Here is a 12248-nt window from a genome sequence, read left to right as displayed (position 1 = left end):
GTCATGTCGCTGGGTCCCGATATCGTGGCGCTGCTGTGGCTGGCGGCGTCGATCGTGCTGGAACTCACCGGCACGATGCTGCTGAAGCGCTCGGACGGTTTCCGCCGGCGGCGCATCGGGCTGCTGGGCCTTGCCTGCGTACTGGCCTCGTTCGCAACCCTGGCGCAGGCCATCCAGGGCATGGATCTGTCGGTGGCCTACGCGTTGTGGGGTGGCGTCGGCATCCTCGCCACCGCGGCCCTGGGCTGGCTGCTGTTCGACCAGCGTATCCGCCTGGTGGGCTGGTGCGGCGTGGCCCTGATCGTTGCCGGCGCCACCGTGCTCAACCTGAGCTGAATCGGGCCTCACCATGGCGTTGGGCCGGTCAGTGAAGGCGGCGCTGGCGACGGCTGGGACCGCGCCGCTCCAGCGGCGCTCATGATGCGGCGCTGCGCGCACAGGCGAAAGCATTCGCTTTCGCCTGTGGGGCGTCGCTGGAGCGACGCGGTCCGACCCGTCACCAGCGCCATTCACGCCTTGGCATTGACCTTGTCTCACGTCTCGTCGACAGGGACTTCGGTCGTCCATTTCGGCACATTCAGCACGATCTCGCTGGTGTAGGCGCGGATGCCCGGCGCGGTCGCCAGCACGTGGCGCGCAAAGTCCTGATAGTGCGCCACGTCCTTGCTGCGTACCAGCATGACATAGTCGATGTCGCCGGCCACTGTCAGGCAGTGCACGACGCGCGGCAGGGCGCGCATGCGCTGCTCGAAGTCGCGCATCACCTTCTCGCGCGGCCGGTCGAGCTTGATGCGCACCACCGTGAGCAGCGGATAGCCCAGCGCCGCCGGCGCCAGCTGGGCCGCCGTGCGCGCAATGACTCCGTCGGCGCGCAAGCGGCGAACGCGCTTGAGGCAGGCCGGCGGCGACAGCCCGACGGCATCCGCCAGCGCCTGGTTGGCGATCACGCTGTCGCGTTGCAGCAACCGCAGGATCTTGCGGTCGAGGGCATCGAGCGGCGCGTCAGTGACGATTTCCGCAGGCTTTCGCTTTAGCAATTTATCTCCTGCTTTCTATGAAGAAAATTTCTCAAAAGGGAGATCATGAAACGCCAAACGTCAGGATTGGCGTCAAGAAAGAAATCTCTATCAATTCATATCGTTGTAGCCTTGGCATCGGACTGAAGCAAGGGAGCCACCGATGTCGACACCGCGCCTCAGTAACGAGCCGCCGGAAGAGCATCTCGTCCGCTACGGCCTGCCGTTCGTGCCCCGCCTCATCGCCAAGGCACGCGGCAGCGTGATCTGGGATACCGAGGGCAGAGAGATCCTCGATTTCACCTCGGGCCAGATGTGCGCCACCTTGGGCCACAACCACCCGCGCATCGTCGAAGCGATCCATCAGGCTTGCGAGGGCGCACTGCATCTGTTCAGCGGCATGCTGAGCCCGCCGGTCGTGGCGCTCTCGCAGCGGCTGGCCAGCCTGCTGCCGCCGCATCTGTCGCGGGCGCTCTTCCTCAGCACCGGCGCCGAGTCGAACGAAGCGGCGCTGAAGATGGCGAAGCTGCACAGCGGCAGGTTCGAGGTCGTGGGCTTCACCGGCTCGTGGCACGGCATGACATCGGGCGCGCAGTCGGTGAACTATGTCGCCGGGCGCCAGGGCTACGGCCCGATGATGCCGGGTTCGCTGGCGCTGCCGGCGCCCAACGCCTACCACTGCCCGGTACGGCATTGCCGCAAGGCGTGCGATGGCACGTGCCTGGATGTCGGCTTCGACATGATCGATGCGCAGTCGACCGGGTCGCTCGCCGCCGTGATCGCCGAACCGGTGGAGAGCTCGGGCGGCGTGATCGTGCCGCCCGACGGCTACTGGCAGCGCGTGAAGGCGCACTGCGAGAAGCGCGGCATGCTCCTGATCTTCGACGAGGCGCAGACGGCTTTCGGCCGCCTCGGCCGCGACTTCGCCTTCCAGCATTTCGGCGTCGAGCCCGATATCCTGACGCTGTCCAAGACCCTGGGCGGCGGCTTGCCGATGGCCGCCACGGTCACGTCGGATGCGATCGAAGCCGACTGCCACGCCAAAGGCTTCATGCATGCGACCTCGCATGTTTCCGATCCCTTGCCGGCGCAGGTAGCGCTGGCCGTGCTCGACGTGCTGGACGAAGACAAGCTCAATGCCCGCGCGCTGGCGATGGGCGAGCGGCTGGCCGTCGGCCTGCGCTACCTGCAGGACCGTCACGAGATCATCGGCGACGTGCGTGGCTTCGGCCTGCTGCAGGGCGTCGAACTGGTCAAGGACCGCCACGCGCGCAATCCCGACGTGGCGCGCGGGCGCGCCATCACCAGCCGCTGCATGGAACTGGGGCTGTCGATGAATATCGTGTCGGTGGGTTCCATGGCCTCGATCTGGCGCATCGCACCGCCGCTCACGGTGAGCGCCGCGGAAATCGACCGCGGCATCGCCATCCTTGACCAGGCCATCACCGATGTGGTGGCCCAAGGCACCCGCGCCGCTGCGGAGTAGGCCTTCGTCCCGGAGCGCGGACCGCCCGCGTTCCCTGGACGCCAATGAGCATCCAGCGCTGCTTCCTTTGATCGCCATTATTGTTCTGCAACGAACTGGACGACCTCGCCCGGTTTAGCCCACTATTGATGCAAGGCCATCAAACGGGCACGGGGGAAATGCCAGAACAGCCGACGGCGCCGGGGCGCAACCATGCGCCCTGCGGCCCGACACGTCATTCCCGTCATGCTGATCATTGCCAACGCAGCCGACACGACCTGTCGGGCGGCGCGCATCTTGCACGAGTCCTCTGATCCGACAGGAGCACCGACTGTGAAACGATTTCACCTCACTTCGCTTGCGACCCTTGCTCTCGCCTTCAGCGGATCGGCGCTCGCCCAGAGCCTGCCGCCGGGTCCAACCGTCAACATCCAGGCAGTGACCCAGGTCGGGCCGGCCCTGCCGCAATACACCAAGGTCGACATTCCGATCCTGCGTGAAGGTGTGCCGCAGAAATCGGGCGGCCGCATCAAGGTGACCTTGGCGAGCTGGCCCGAGCGCAACCTCAATGGCCCCGAGGTCATCCGTCTCGTGCGTTCCGGCCAGGTCGATATCGGCGCGGTGTCGCTGCAGACCGTTTCCGGTGAGGTGCCGATGCTCGACATGGTCGATCTCGCGGGCCTGAACCCGACGGTCGGCCAGGCGCGCAAGGTCTCGCAGGCATTGCTGCCCGAATTGAACAAGGAGCTGGAGCGCTTCAACACGCGCATCGTGGCGATGTACCCCTTCGCCGGACAGATTTTCTTCTGCCGCGATAAGGTCGCCAGCCTTGCCGACCTCAAGGGCAAGCGCATCCGTACCAGCGGCGGCTCGTCCAACACATTCGTCACCTCGATCGGCGCGCAGCCGACATCGGTCGGTTTTCCCGAGGTCTATGCTGCGCTCGAGCGTGGTGTGGTCGATTGCGCCATCACCGGCTCCAGCTCCGGCAACGGCGCGCGCTGGTACGAGGTCAGCCAGTCGCAGTACGCGCTGCCGTTGTTCTGGTCGGTCGCGATGTATGTCGTGAATCTGAACTGGTGGAACAAGCTCGATCCCCAGGTGCGCGCCTTCCTCGAGGCCACGATGAAGGAGGTCGAGGACGCGCAATGGAAACTCGGCGAGGAGACGACCGAGGACGGTCTCGCCTGCAACAGCGGTGACAAGGCCGGCTGCAAGATCGGCAAGATCGTCGAGAGCAAGCCGATGGCACTCAACCGCCCGACCCAGGCCGATCAGGACACGCTGCGCGCGACGCTGACCTCGGCGATCCTGCCTGAATTCATGCAACGCTGCGGCACACGCTGCATTGAGACCTATAATCGCCTGGTCGCGCCCGTCAGCGGCGTGACGTATCAGGCCAAGTAACGCTTCCTGTCATTCCGAGCGAAGCGAGGAATCTTTTGGCGGTCTGTGGACCCGTCGTCGCTGAAAGATCCCTCGCTGCGCTCGGGATGACATTCGAGCGACGGATCATACAGGGGGAGAAGGATATGACAGTTTCGAGGGCCGTGGCGGCGACGCTGATCGTCGCTGCCGCAGGGATCGGCTCGGCCGCGGCGCAGAGCCTGCCGGCGGGGCCGGCGGTGCGCGTCACCATGGTGACGCAGCTCTCGCCGTCGATCCCGCAATACACCAAGGTCGATATTCCGATGCTGCGCGAGGGCATCCCGCAGAAATCGGGCGGGCGGATCAGCGTCACCCTGGCGAGCTGGCCGGAGCGTGGCCTGACCGGCCCCGAACTGCTGCGTGTCATCCGCTCGGGCCAGATCGATATCGGCGCACCGGCGCTGCCGACGGTGGCCGGTGACGTGCCGATGCTGGAAATGTCCGATCTCGCCGGCCTCAATCCCTCGCACGCCCAGTCGCGCCGCGTCATCGACGCCGTGCTGCCCGACGTGAACAAGGAACTCGAGCGCTTCGGCGTGCGTATCATCGCGACGTTTCCGTATCCGGCGCAGGTCTTCTATTGCCGCGAGCCGGTGACGAGCCTGGCCGATCTCAAGGGCAGGCGCATTCGCACTGCGGGCGGTTCGTCGAACGATTTCGTGCAGGCCATCGGCGCGCAGCCGACCGCGATCGGATTTCCCGAGGTCTATTCGGCACTCGAGCGCGGCGTGGTCGACTGCGCCATCACCGGCACCGCGACCGGCAACGGCGCCCGCTGGTACGAGGTGACGCGGCACATGTACGCGCTGCCGGTATCGTGGGGCAACTCGGCCTATGTCGCCAACCTGGCGTGGTGGAACAAGCTCGATCCCGCGGTGCGCGATTTCCTGCAGGCGACCTTCAAGGAGGTCGAGGACCAGCAATGGGCGCTGGGCCTGGAGGCAACCGAGGACGGTATTGCCTGCAATGCCGGCAAGAAGGAGGGCTGCCGCATCGGCCATGTCGTCGAGACCAAACCGATGACCGTGACGCGGCCGACCGATGCCGACATGGAGACGCTGCGTGTCAGCTTGCGCACCGCCGTCCTGCCGGCCTGGGTCAAGCGCTGCGGCGAGCGCTGTGGCGAGGCCTACAACCGGCTGGTCGCGCCGATCACCGGCATCCGCTACGAAGCCCGCTGAATTTTTCCTCTCCCCGCGAGAGCGGGGAGAGGTGCTGAAATCACAAGCACCGAAAGGAAATGTCGCGATGCTCGATAGGCTGATCGTCGCGGCCGCCCTGTGTCGCCGGCTCGTCGCCGGGTTGGGCAAGGGGATGGGGTATGCCGCCGGTTGGGGCTTCATCCTATGCGCCGCCTTCATCACCTTCGACGTGTTGGCGCGTCGGTTCCTCGGCTTCTCCTCGCAGGCGACGACGGAGCTGACCGGCTATGCGCTGGCCTTCGGCATCTCATGGGCGCTGGCTCACACGTTGACCACCCGCGCTCATGTCCGCATCGACGTGCTGATCAACTACCTGCCGCCGCGCGTCCGTCATCCGATGCACCTGCTGAGCCTGGCGGCGCTCGCCGTCTTCATCGGCTTCGTTGCCAAGGGCGCGCTCGACCTGGTCGACGAGTCGCTGCTGTTCAACGCCACCGACATCAGCGTGCTGCGCACGCCGCTGTGGATCCCGCAGGGCTTGTGGACCTTCGGCATCGTGGTGTTCCTGGTGCTGACCCTGATCATGCTGGCGCAAGGCGCGCTGCTGGTGATCGCCGGTCGCGGGGCGGAGGCCGAGGCCCTGCTGCACGCCCGTACCTATGACGAAGAGGCGGCCGAGGCCTTGGAGGCCGTCGGTACGTCCGATCCCGAGGACAATGCGGCGACGAGCGGCAAGGAGACATCACGGTGATCGCGATCGTCTTCCTGCTGATCCTCGTCTGCCTGATGGTCGTGATGAGCTTTGCCGGGGTCGGCACCGGCAATTTCCTGATCGGCGAGGTGCTGCTGCTGGTCGGCCTGTTCCTGCTCTTCTTCGGCGCCGGCATCTATATCGGTGCCGCGCTGGGCGTGCTGGGCCTCATCGTCGGTTTTGCCTTCTCCGACCGACCGTTCTGGACCTTCATCGGCCAGACGGTCTGGACGCCGTCGTCGAGCTTCGTGCTGGTCGCCGTGCCGCTCTTCCTGCTGATGGGCGAGATCCTGCTGCGCGCCGGCCTGTCCGACCGGCTTTACAAGGCGTTGAACGTCTGGCTCGATCGCCTGCCGGGCGGGCTGCTGCACACCAACATCGCGGCCTCCGGCGTCTTCTCCGCCATATCAGGCTCTTCCGTCGCCACCGCCGCGACCATGGGCTCGGTCGCGCTGCCCTTCTTCAGGGGCTCGCGCTATGACCCCAAGATGGTGCTGGGCTCGCTCGCCGCCGGCGGTGCGCTGGGCAACCTGATCCCGCCCGGCATCACCTTCATCATCTACGGCCTGATCACCGAGACCTCGGTCGGTGCACTCTATCTCGCGGCGGTCGGTCCCAGCATCCTCGTCGTGGCACTGTTCGTGCTGGTCATCCTGTGGAAGGCCCGCACGGCGGCGCCCCATGCCGATCCCGACGCGCCGCGCATACCGTTCGCCGTCAAGCTGCGCAGCCTCGTCGACCTGCTGCCGACGGCGGTGCTGATCCTGATCGTGCTCGGCACGATCTATGGCGGGCTTGCGACCGCGACGGAGTCGGCGGCGCTCGGGGTGATGGGCGCCATCGTCTTCGCCGCGATCGAAGGCCGACTGTCGCTCAAGATGCTCAACGCCTCGGCCGAGGCCACGGCGCGCAACACGGCGTTGATCGGGCTGATCCTGTTCGGTGCCTATGTGCTGAACTACGTCTTCGTCAGCCTCGGCGTGCCGCAGGCGATGGCCAAGGTGGTGAGCGAAATACCGCTGCCGCCGTGGGCGATCATGCTGTTGATCATCGGTTTCTACCTGGCACTGGGCACGTTCATGGAGGGCTTCTCCATGGTGGTGACGACGATCCCGGTGATTTTCCCGGTCGTCGTCGCGCTGGGCTACGACCCGATCTGGTTCGGCGTCATCGTCACCATGCTGGTCGAGATCGCGCTGGTCTCGCCGCCGGACGGCACCGTGCTCTACGTGCTGCAGGGCATGCGCCGCGACGGCGGGCCGATCACCGACGTCTTCTCCGGCGTGATGCCCTTCGTCCTGGTCTACATTCTCGCCGTCGTCATCCTGATGTGGGTGCCGCAGCTCGCGCTGTGGCTGCCCAAGGTCGCGGGGTAGATTCCCTCCCCCAACGAAAGTTGGGGGAGGTGGCCGAAGGCCGGAGGGGGACCCGACGAGCTCTTGATAACAAAGACCACGTCGGCTCCCCTCCGCCCCTTCGGGGCACCTCCCCACTGCGTGGGGAGGAAACGCGTCACCCGTTCTGCGTGCCGTCCTGGTAGCCGCCGCCGATGCGCGCGCCGGGGGTCAGCAGGCCCTGGCCGGGCACGTGGTTGATCTCCAGCCGCGTGCCGTCGGGATCCTCGAACAGCACCGAGTAGTAGCCGGGCGCGAAGGCGTCCTCTTGCGGTGCGTGCACGATGCGGGCGCCGATCTTCACCAGGAAGGCATGCGCTTCATCGACATCGGCGCGCTCACGGGCACGCCAGCAGTGATGGTGCAGGCCGACCGCGCCCTGGCGGAAGCGCTGGCCGGCGACCTCGGGTGAGGGTGCGTGGATGCCGAACCCGGTGCGGCCGCCGACGCCGTAGAAAGTGTTGGCCGTGTCGGCCACGATTTTCATCCCGAGGAACGGCAGCAGCTGTCCGTAGAAGATGCGTGCTGTCTGGAAGTTCCCCACGATGATGAAGGTATGAGCAACGCCGTTGATTTCCATGTGCACCTCCCGCGCCACACGTAACGCTGTTATCAGCGGCGACGCGAGGAATCTTTAATCATACCCCTATTAAGTTCGCTTGTGCCGTTCTGCGGATTTCAGCCTCGCGGGCGCGCAACCGGTGGAATGTAGGTCTCCAGCTCCGGCGCGGGGAAGTGCACCGTGGCGCCGATTTCGGCCGAGCGGTAGAGGCCCATTAGGATCTCGATCACCGCCAGCCCGTCGTGAAAGGTCTCCAGCGGCGTTTCGCCGGTGCGGAAGCAGCGCACCATGTGGCGGTTCTCGTCGGTGTAGCCATAGACGCCGGCCTCGTCCTCCAGCACCGGCATCAGGCCCTGCTCGGCGTTCTGCTTTTCGACCAGATCCTCGCCCTCGGCGCCGGTGACGGCACGCGACATGAAGACTCGCAGGCCGGTCGACAGCGAGTTGAACTCCATCGCGTATTCCGGGCCCAGCAGCTCGAGCTGGATGCGCAGGCCAGCGCCGACATAGGCCCATGACGTCGTGGCCTCGATCATCAGCGGATTGCCGTCCTGGTCCTCGAGCGTCACCGTGCCGCGCGCGAAGTCCTCGGCCGGCCGCGTGCGGTAGTCGACCTCGGCGCCATAGCGCTTCTTGAGCGCATCGGCATAGGCCGGCCGTGTCCATTTCAGGTTGGCCACCGTGCCGTTCACCGACGTCACCTTCAGCGAGCCGCGCGGCGCGCCGGGCGCCGTCAGCAGATGCCGCGCTACCTCGACGCTGTGGCACATCATGTCCGACAGCACGCCGCCGCCCTGCTTGTCGCCCTGCCAGAACCACGGCTCGTGCGGACCGGAATGTTCCTCGGCGGCGCGCGCGAGATAGGGGCGGCCGGTGACCGACGCGGCGCGGCGCCAGACGATCTCCTTGCCGCGCAACACCGGCGTGGCGAACACCTGGTTCTCGAGATAGCCGTGGTTGAGCTTGGCATCCTCGGCCAGGCGCAGCATCTCGCGCGCCTCGGCTACCGTGCGCGCCAGCGGCTTCTCGCAGGCGACGGCGAACACCTTGGAGCGGCCGGCCGTGACCGCGGCATGGATGGTGCGCATGACGGCCAGGCGCGTGTCGTTGGGCGACAGGATCCAGATGGCATCGACGTCGTCGGCCTGCAGCAACCCTTCGAGCGTATCGTAGCCGCGGCAGGTGCCCAACTCGAGTTGGTCGACCGCCGCGATGAAACGTTCGCGGTTGGCGGCGCTGCGGCTATGGACAGCAGTCACGTCGATATCGCGCACGCCGACCATCGATTTCAAATGGAAGTGGGCGATGAAGCCTGTGCCGACGAAGCCGACCCGCAGCCGCGATGGGGTTGAACCGGTCATATCGTACCTCGTTGTTTTCCCGTTATCCTGAGCGAAGCGAAGGATCTTGCGGTGCGTCCATCGCACACATCTTCCTCTTCGAGCGATCGCAAGATTCACCACAGAGACACAGAGGATCACAGAGAAGAATGTTTGCGCGCCGGAGGCGCGCGGCTTGTCTTCTCTCTGTGTGCCTCTGTGTCTCTGTGCCTCTGTGGTGAATCTTCGTTTCGCGAAAGGTCGTTCTTGCCACGGCGTGGGGAGGACGTCGTGCCGCGTACCTTGAGCTCCGTCGGCAGGATCACTGGCGTGCGTGCGCGCCGCTCGCCCGACATGACGTCCAGCAGCGTCGTCATCGCGCGGCGGCCGATGTCGGCGCGCGGCTGGCTGATCGTGGTCAGCGGCGGATAAAACGCTTCGCTGAGATAGAGATCGTCGAAACCAACGACCGAGAAATCGCGCGGCACGTCGTGGCCGCGCTGGTGCAACTCGTGGATGGCGCCGAACGCCATCTCGTCGTTGGCGCAGAAGATCGCCGTCGGCGGCGCCGGCAGGTCAAGCAGCGCCTGGCAGCACGCCCGTCCGCTGGCCAGCAGATAGTCGCCGCGCTGGATGTAGCCGCGTGGCGCGCGCAGGCCGGCGGCGGCCATGGCCTTGCGGTAGCCCTGCTGGCGGTGCACCGACAGCACTTCCGGCACCGGGCCCGAAATATGCGCGATCCGCCGATGACCGAGATCGATCAGGTGGCGTACGGCCGTGGCCGCCGCTGCCACGTTGTCGATCTGCACATGCGGAAAATCCGTGCCGTCGATGATCTCCGATGCCACCACCACCGGCCGGTCGGCCAGGCGATCGCTGCCGAAACCCGGCAGCTTGCCGGTCATCAGGATCATGCCGTCGGCATGGCCATCGCGCAGCATGTCGAAATACTCGACCTCGCGCTCGGGATCGTTCTCGGTATTGCCCATCAGCACGACGTAGCCTGACGCGCGCGCGGCGGCTTCGACGCCCTTCACGATGTCGAGGTAGAACGGATTGCCGATGTCGCGCACCACCATCAACACCGCCATCGAGCGCCGCGTGCGCAGGTTGCGGGCGCTGACGTTGGGCCGGTAGTTCAAGGTGCGGGCCGCCTCGCGGATGCGCGACAGGGTAGGCTCTGCCACCAGGCCGCTGTCGGACAACGCGCGCGAGACCGTGGCGGGCGACACGCGCGCGCGGCGGGCGATGTCCTTGATCTTGGCGCGGCCGGTCATGCGCGCATCGCCCGCCCGCGGCCATAGAACAGCATCAGCACCAGCAAGGTGGCGCCGAACACCATCTGGCGGCCGGACTCGTCGATGTTCAACGTGGTCAGGATGCTCTGCAGGATCACCAGCAGCACGGCGCCGGCCATGGTGCCGGTGTAGCCGCCTTTGCCGCCCGACAGCGGCGTGCCGCCGAACACCACGGCGATGATCGAGGGCAGCATGTACTGCTCGCCGACATTGGCGAACGAGGAGCCGGAGTAGCCCAGCAGGCAGATGCCGGCGATCGCCGCGAAGATGCCCGACAACGTGAACAGCGCGATGCGCACCGCCTTCACCGGCACGCCGGCCATGGTGGCGGCATGCTCGTTGGCGCCGATGGCATAGATGCGGTGGCCGAACACGGTGCGGCTCAGCAGCAGTGCCAGCACGATGCCGACGGCGATCCACAGCCAGAGGATGCCAGGCAAGCCCAGCAGGAAAGGCTGTGATACGAAGCTCGACAGCCCAGGCGCGGCGCGGCCCGACGGGATGCCCTGGCGCACCACCACCAGCAGGCCTTGCAGCACGCCCAGCATGCCGAGCGTCATGACCAGCGGCGGGATACGCAACAAGGTGACGCCCAGCCCATTCAGCAGGCCGAACAGGGCGCCGATCAGCACGCAAGCCAGGACGGCAAGCGGGATGCCGGCGTCGGCGCCGTTCATCAGGTTGCCGGCGATGATCGCCGACAGCGACACCACGCCGCCCACCGACAGGTCGATGCCTTCGCGGCCACCCAGGATCACGAGGTTCTGTCCCGCCGCCACGATGCCCAGCAGCGCCGCCACGATCAGCAGCCGCAGGATCTGCTGCGCCGAGGCGAAACCCGGTGACAGGGCCTGGCCCAGCGCCAGCAGCAGCACGATCAGCGCCAGCGCGATCACCAGCGGGCGGGTGGCGAGGGCCGCGAGCGTCGTCATGCGCGCGCCTTGCGGCCGACGAGGATGCCGGCCATCAGCGCCAGCAGGATGGCGACGCCCTGCACCAGGTTCTGCCATTCCGAGGGTGTGCCTACGAAATACACCAGCGAGCCGATCAGGCCGATGATCAGCGCGCCGATCAGCGAGCCGACCACGGTGCCGTGCCCGCCTGACAGCGCGCTGCCGCCCAGCACCACGGCGGCGATCGAGAACAGGGTCATCTTGCCGCCCACCAGGGGATCGCCACTGGCGGTGTCGCCGGTGACACACAGGGCGGCCAATGCCGCGAACGCGCCACACAGCGCGTAGCCCTTGATGCGGATGGCGGTTGCCGGCAGGCCGCTCTGGTAGGCGCCTTGCGCATCGTCGCCGACGGCCAGCAGCTGCAGCGCCAGTCGGGTGCGGGCCAGGATGGTGAGCAGGGCGGCCAGTGCGATGATGGCCCAGAACACGAACGGCACCTCCAGCACGCGGCCGCCATAGGTGCGCCAGAACGCGGCCGGCGCCGGCGTGCCGGCAACCGGCATCAGATGCAGCGCCAGCCCCATGAAGAAGATGCTGGTGGCGAACGTCGCCACGATCGCCTGCAATCGCAGCGCCGCCACCACCACGCCATTGATCAATCCGCAGGCCAGGCCTGTCGCCAGGCCGATGGCGATCGCGGCCAATACCGAGAGCCCGTCACCGCCCCAATGCTCCATCAGCAACACGACGCTGACGTTCACCAGCGACACGATCGCGCCGGCCGACAGATCGATGTCGCCGGCGTAGACGACGTAGGTCTGCCCGATCGCCAGCAGCATCAGCGCGAGGTACGTCTTGGCCAGGCCCGTCATGCCCGCGACGCTGACGCTACGGGGCTGAAAGGCGCCGTTCAACACCAGCAGCACGACCAGGATCACCAGCGCCGGCAGGAACGGATAGCGCTTCATGGCCGTCAT

The 12248-nt window shown here is 66.6% G+C and carries 12 protein-coding genes; 6 read left to right on the top strand and 6 right to left on the bottom strand.

Features of this window, described 5'->3' with window-relative positions:
- Positions 1 to 3 precede the first annotated feature (3 nt).
- Positions 4 to 336, top strand: a complete 333-nt coding sequence (mdtI, locus tag FQU96_RS08235) for a multidrug/spermidine efflux SMR transporter subunit MdtI (protein WP_146540383.1) — start codon at positions 4 to 6, stop codon at positions 334 to 336.
- Positions 337 to 533: 197 nt separating this feature from the next.
- Here mdtI and FQU96_RS08230 read toward each other — a convergent pair whose 3' ends face one another.
- On the bottom strand, positions 534 to 1037 hold the full coding sequence (locus FQU96_RS08230; RefSeq protein WP_146540382.1) for an Lrp/AsnC family transcriptional regulator: 504 nt from the start codon (positions 1035 to 1037) through the stop codon (positions 534 to 536).
- A 142-nt stretch (positions 1038 to 1179) separates the two neighbouring features.
- Between FQU96_RS08230 and FQU96_RS08225 the strand changes: the two genes are divergently transcribed.
- The 5 genes from FQU96_RS08225 to FQU96_RS08205 all read left to right on the top strand — a co-directional run bounded on the left by FQU96_RS08225 (position 1180) and on the right by FQU96_RS08205 (position 7178).
- Positions 1180 to 2502 carry an aspartate aminotransferase family protein gene (locus FQU96_RS08225; protein WP_146540381.1) on the top strand — a complete coding sequence of 441 codons (1323 nt, stop codon included), beginning with the start codon at positions 1180 to 1182 and terminating at the stop codon, positions 2500 to 2502.
- Positions 2503 to 2814: 312 nt separating this feature from the next.
- Positions 2815 to 3888, top strand: coding sequence for a TRAP transporter substrate-binding protein (locus FQU96_RS08220; RefSeq protein WP_178130386.1), 1074 nt, complete (start codon positions 2815 to 2817; stop codon positions 3886 to 3888).
- Positions 3889 to 4013: 125 nt separating this feature from the next.
- Positions 4014 to 5090 carry a TRAP transporter substrate-binding protein gene (locus FQU96_RS08215; RefSeq protein ID WP_178130385.1) on the top strand — a complete coding sequence of 359 codons (1077 nt, stop codon included), beginning with the start codon at positions 4014 to 4016 and terminating at the stop codon, positions 5088 to 5090.
- A 67-nt stretch (positions 5091 to 5157) separates the two neighbouring features.
- Positions 5158 to 5802, top strand: coding sequence for a TRAP transporter small permease subunit (locus FQU96_RS08210; protein WP_178130384.1), 645 nt, complete (start codon positions 5158 to 5160; stop codon positions 5800 to 5802).
- A complete protein-coding gene (locus tag FQU96_RS08205; RefSeq protein WP_146540377.1) occupies positions 5799 to 7178 on the top strand; it encodes a TRAP transporter large permease in 1380 nt (459 codons plus the stop codon). The genes FQU96_RS08210 and FQU96_RS08205 overlap by 4 nt, the downstream gene beginning before the upstream one ends.
- Positions 7179 to 7314: 136 nt before the next feature.
- Here FQU96_RS08205 and FQU96_RS08200 read toward each other — a convergent pair whose 3' ends face one another.
- The 5 genes from FQU96_RS08200 to FQU96_RS08180 all read right to left on the bottom strand — a co-directional run bounded on the left by FQU96_RS08200 (position 7315) and on the right by FQU96_RS08180 (position 12248).
- The gene (locus FQU96_RS08200) at positions 7315 to 7776 is read right to left on the bottom strand and encodes a VOC family protein (protein ID WP_218574648.1); all 462 of its coding nucleotides are present in this window, start codon (positions 7774 to 7776) and stop codon (positions 7315 to 7317) included.
- A 98-nt stretch (positions 7777 to 7874) separates the two neighbouring features.
- Complete coding sequence (locus FQU96_RS08195) at positions 7875 to 9119, bottom strand: Gfo/Idh/MocA family protein (RefSeq protein WP_146540375.1); 1245 nt, start codon at positions 9117 to 9119, stop codon at positions 7875 to 7877.
- A gap of 116 nt (positions 9120 to 9235) precedes the next feature.
- Positions 9236 to 10354, bottom strand: coding sequence for a LacI family DNA-binding transcriptional regulator (locus tag FQU96_RS08190; protein WP_146540374.1), 1119 nt, complete (start codon positions 10352 to 10354; stop codon positions 9236 to 9238).
- A complete protein-coding gene (locus FQU96_RS08185) occupies positions 10351 to 11307 on the bottom strand; it encodes an ABC transporter permease (RefSeq protein ID WP_146540373.1) in 957 nt (318 codons plus the stop codon). The genes FQU96_RS08190 and FQU96_RS08185 overlap by 4 nt, the downstream gene beginning before the upstream one ends.
- On the bottom strand, positions 11304 to 12248 hold the full coding sequence (locus tag FQU96_RS08180; RefSeq protein ID WP_146540372.1) for an ABC transporter permease: 945 nt from the start codon (positions 12246 to 12248) through the stop codon (positions 11304 to 11306). The genes FQU96_RS08185 and FQU96_RS08180 overlap by 4 nt, the downstream gene beginning before the upstream one ends.

It is taken from the genome of Reyranella sp. CPCC 100927 (assembly GCF_007859315.1).
Taxonomy (GTDB): Bacteria; Pseudomonadota; Alphaproteobacteria; order Reyranellales; family Reyranellaceae; genus Vineibacter.
The sequence above is the reverse complement of the archived record's forward strand: the minus strand, read 5'-3'. Positions and strand labels throughout refer to the sequence as shown.

Excerpts from the sequence above, each read along its gene's own strand:
- mdtI (WP_146540383.1), top strand. The coding sequence starts at position 4 with ATGTCGCTGGGTCCCGATATCGTGGCGCTGCTGTGGCTGGCGGCGTCG.
- FQU96_RS08225 (WP_146540381.1), top strand. The coding sequence starts at position 1,180 with ATGTCGACACCGCGCCTCAGTAACGAGCCGCCGGAAGAGCATCTCGTC.
- FQU96_RS08215 (WP_178130385.1), top strand. The coding sequence starts at position 4,014 with ATGACAGTTTCGAGGGCCGTGGCGGCGACGCTGATCGTCGCTGCCGCA.
- FQU96_RS08210 (WP_178130384.1), top strand. The coding sequence starts at position 5,158 with ATGCTCGATAGGCTGATCGTCGCGGCCGCCCTGTGTCGCCGGCTCGTC.
- FQU96_RS08200 (WP_218574648.1), bottom strand. The coding sequence starts at position 7,776 with ATGGAAATCAACGGCGTTGCTCATACCTTCATCATCGTGGGGAACTTC.
- FQU96_RS08195 (WP_146540375.1), bottom strand. The coding sequence starts at position 9,119 with ATGACCGGTTCAACCCCATCGCGGCTGCGGGTCGGCTTCGTCGGCACA.
- FQU96_RS08190 (WP_146540374.1), bottom strand. The coding sequence starts at position 10,354 with ATGACCGGCCGCGCCAAGATCAAGGACATCGCCCGCCGCGCGCGCGTG.
- FQU96_RS08185 (WP_146540373.1), bottom strand. The coding sequence starts at position 11,307 with ATGACGACGCTCGCGGCCCTCGCCACCCGCCCGCTGGTGATCGCGCTG.
- FQU96_RS08180 (WP_146540372.1), bottom strand. The coding sequence starts at position 12,248 with ATGACGGCCATGAAGCGCTATCCGTTCCTGCCGGCGCTGGTGATCCTG.